This is a genomic window from Acidimicrobiia bacterium, from assembly GCA_035471805.1.
GTDB lineage: Bacteria > Actinomycetota > Acidimicrobiia > Spongiisociales > JAHEDJ01 > JAHEDJ01.
In genome coordinates this window covers 1-2,952 of record DATIPS010000006.1, presented here as the reverse complement: position 1 = coordinate 2,952, position 2,952 = coordinate 1, and the positions used below count along the sequence as shown (strand labels likewise).

Here is a 2,952-nt window from a genome sequence, read left to right as displayed (position 1 = left end):
TCACCGCCGTTGATCGTCTCAGGAGCCATTCGGCGGTACGTGTGCCACGGTCCACGATGTCCCTCCCCGTCTCTCTTGTTCGGTCGAGGGGCTCTTCGCGAACCGCGAAACACGCCTGCTCGCCGACGCTTCGGGATATGGCTGGTACTACGTTCGATACCCGAACGATCGTTCGTTAGGGAACTAGGACCCATTCGCGTGGGCAGCGCCTCGATCGGGTCCGTCGAGCCCCGGTCCCGTAGGGGTACGATCCGCAGATGGACATCGGAGCGGCGTTCTGGGTGCAACGGTCGAGCTGGGCCGATCTGCGCGAGGCCGTGCTGGCTGCCGAAACCGCCGGGTTCTCCTCGGTCTGGATCGACGATCACCTGCTGTGCGACGAGGGCGACCCCCGTGATCCCAAGTTCGAGGGCTGGACGGTGGCGGCGGCGGTGGCGGCCATCACCTCGAAGGTCCGGTTGGGTCACCTCGTCGGGGCCAACACCTTCCGCAACCCGGGCTTGACGGCCAAGACAGCAACGACGTTGGATCATGTGTCCGGGGGACGCTTCACCCTTGGCATCGGGGGAGGCTGGTTCGAGGAGGAGCATCGCGCCTTCGGCTTCGAGTTCGGGGCGAGCGCGGGGGAGCGGCTCGACCGACTGGACGAGGCCGTGTCGCTCATCCGCCGGCTGGTCGACGGGGAGAACGTGACCCACGAAGGACGTTTCTACCGGTTCGACGAAGCCGTGTGCGAGCCTCGACCCGTACAGCAGCCTCTGCCCATCCTCATCGGCGGATCGGGACGGACGAAGACGCTGCGTACCGTTGCCAGGTACGCCGATGTCTGGAACGGATACGGCGAACCTGCACGCATCCGCGAGGTGATGGGGTGGCTCGGCGAGCACTGCGAATCCATCGGCCGCCCCATCGAAGAGATCCGCCGCACCGTTGCCATGGACGTGGTGATCCGCGACACGGTCGAGGAGGCACTCGAGGCGTACCGCCGGATCGAACGCACCCACTTCCTTCGTCCGGGTCAGACCCAGTCGAACGACCCGGATCAGGTTCTCAATGTCGGAGGGCCGCCTGAACTGGTGGCGGAATACGTGTCAGGTTTCCGCGACGTCGGCGTCGACGAGGTGATGTGGATTCTCCGTTCACCCTGGGATCCGGAGACGGTTCATCGAGTCGGCGAGGTCCGCAGTCTGATCTGAGACGGGCCGGTCCGGCGACGGTTCGCGGTCCGCCCGCCGAGCGGCAGGATCTCGCGGGGACCGCTTGAACGCACGGCGGTCAACAGGCTCCGGGCCGGCCTGTGAGCACCTGGCCCTTCCGGGGGCGACCTATCCCCGGCCTCGATCGGACTGACGCTTCCCTCTGAGTGGGTCGGATACGAGGAAGGACTGGCCCCAACCGGCGAGACCGATTTCGTCTCAGGCCGGCGACCTGGACGGCGGAGATGTGAAGGGGGGACGCGACTCACCCACAGGCCGGTCGGCGTGTGGGTGAGTTCGCGGGGCGGCGTATGTCTCGGTGGCTAGCGACCGGTCGAGGAGGTGGAGGAATGGTTGTCGGTGTCGGGGTGAAGGATGTCGACGACGGCATCGCCGTGTCCCAGCATCCGCCGGCGGTCGACGATCACGACGAGCGCCGCTGCGATCACGTAGAACAGCGTGTCCCACGGCTGGGCATCGGGGAACAGAGGGTTCATCAGCTGGAAGTGGAGCAGCCACGCGACCAGGAGACTGCCCTTCGAGGTGTTGAACATCCAGGTGAAGATCACCGAAACCGCCAGCAGGCCGACGAAGTAGGGACCGAAGGACCATGCGCTCTGAATGGTCCCGGACATGGCGAACGCCGGCAGGTGCCACACTGCCCAGGCGACGCCCACCACGAGCCCGGAGACGAGCGGGGTGAAGCGCCGCTGGAGCAGCGGAAGCGCCACTCCTCGCCAGCCGATCTCCTCGACGGTCCCGGCCAGGAACATGAACTGACCCAAGACCGGCAGTGCGGTGTACCACGGCGAAAACACCGGAGTATCGCCCGCTGTGCCGGAAGCGAGTGCGCCGGCGTAGACGATGGCCGTCACACCGGCCACCAGGAACAGCCATCCCGACACCGGCATCCGAACGAGCGTGAACCGCTTGAAGAAACTCCGGAATCCCTCCCTGCCATGGTGATGCCAGACCATCACCAGTCCGGAGATGGCGGGTGCGTAGACCGCAAGGACGTACAGCGGGTTCGTCAACCCGATCGGTCCGAACATCCGCTCGACCGCGTCTGGGGCGGCGATCAGGATCGCTGCGATACCCCAGGTGAGAGCGAACGTCAGCGAGAAGAATGCGCCGAGCCCACGCTTGCGGGTTCCGGTCCTGGTCTCGATTCTTGTTGCCTCTGCGATGGCCATGGTGTTCCTTTCGTCGGCCTGTGACCAACGTATGGAGCAGCACGCGGCGTGTCTTCAGAGCGTGGGTGGGTTGCCGCCTCAACCCCAGGGTTGACCGCAGAGGTCAGGCGTTGGCTCCGCCCGGTTGGACGAGCCCGCTCTCGTAGGCAAACGCCACAGCCTGGGCGCGGTCTCGCACTCCGAGCTTCGTGAACAGGTGGTTGATGTGGGACTTCACCGTGGCAGCGCCGATGAACAGGTTTTCGGAGATCTCGCTGTTGCTCCGCCCGAGGGCGATCTCGACGAGGACTTCGCGTTCCCGTTCGCTCAGCTGCTCGAGCCGCCGAGCGGTGTCGGTATCGACTTCGAGACGGTGAGCGAACCGTCCGATCAGCCGGCTGGTGATGGCCGGAGACAGCATCGCACCACCCTCGTGGACCGTTCGCACCGCGGCAGCCAGCTCGTGGCGCGGCACGTCCTTCAACACGAAACCGCTTGCGCCCGCCCGGAGCGCCTCGTAGACGTACTCGTCGGGATCGAACGTCGTGAGGATGATCACCCGAACCGGCCAGTCCGCCTCCGAG

Annotated in this window: 3 protein-coding genes; 1 reads left to right on the top strand and 2 read right to left on the bottom strand. The window is 65.9% G+C overall.

Features of this window, described 5'->3' with window-relative positions:
- The first annotated feature begins 257 nt into the window (after nucleotides 1-257).
- Complete coding sequence (locus VLT15_01105; protein ID HSR43811.1) at nucleotides 258-1,196, top strand: TIGR03560 family F420-dependent LLM class oxidoreductase; 939 nt, start codon at nucleotides 258-260, stop codon at nucleotides 1,194-1,196.
- A gap of 323 nt (nucleotides 1,197-1,519) precedes the next feature.
- On the opposite strand, the gene VLT15_01100 is transcribed toward VLT15_01105, so the two are convergent.
- Both VLT15_01100 and VLT15_01095 read right to left on the bottom strand, forming a co-directional pair.
- Nucleotides 1,520-2,389, bottom strand: coding sequence for a type II CAAX endopeptidase family protein (locus VLT15_01100; GenBank protein ID HSR43810.1), 870 nt, complete (start codon nucleotides 2,387-2,389; stop codon nucleotides 1,520-1,522).
- A gap of 103 nt (nucleotides 2,390-2,492) precedes the next feature.
- Nucleotides 2,493-2,952 (bottom strand): response regulator transcription factor (locus VLT15_01095; GenBank protein ID HSR43809.1); only part of this gene is annotated, 460 nt, incomplete at its 5' end.

Coding starts and splice junctions, on each gene's coding strand:
- VLT15_01100 (HSR43810.1), bottom strand. CDS start 2,389: ATGGCCATCGCAGAGGCAACAAGAATCGAGACCAGGACCGGAACCCGC.
- VLT15_01105 (HSR43811.1), top strand. CDS start 258: ATGGACATCGGAGCGGCGTTCTGGGTGCAACGGTCGAGCTGGGCCGAT.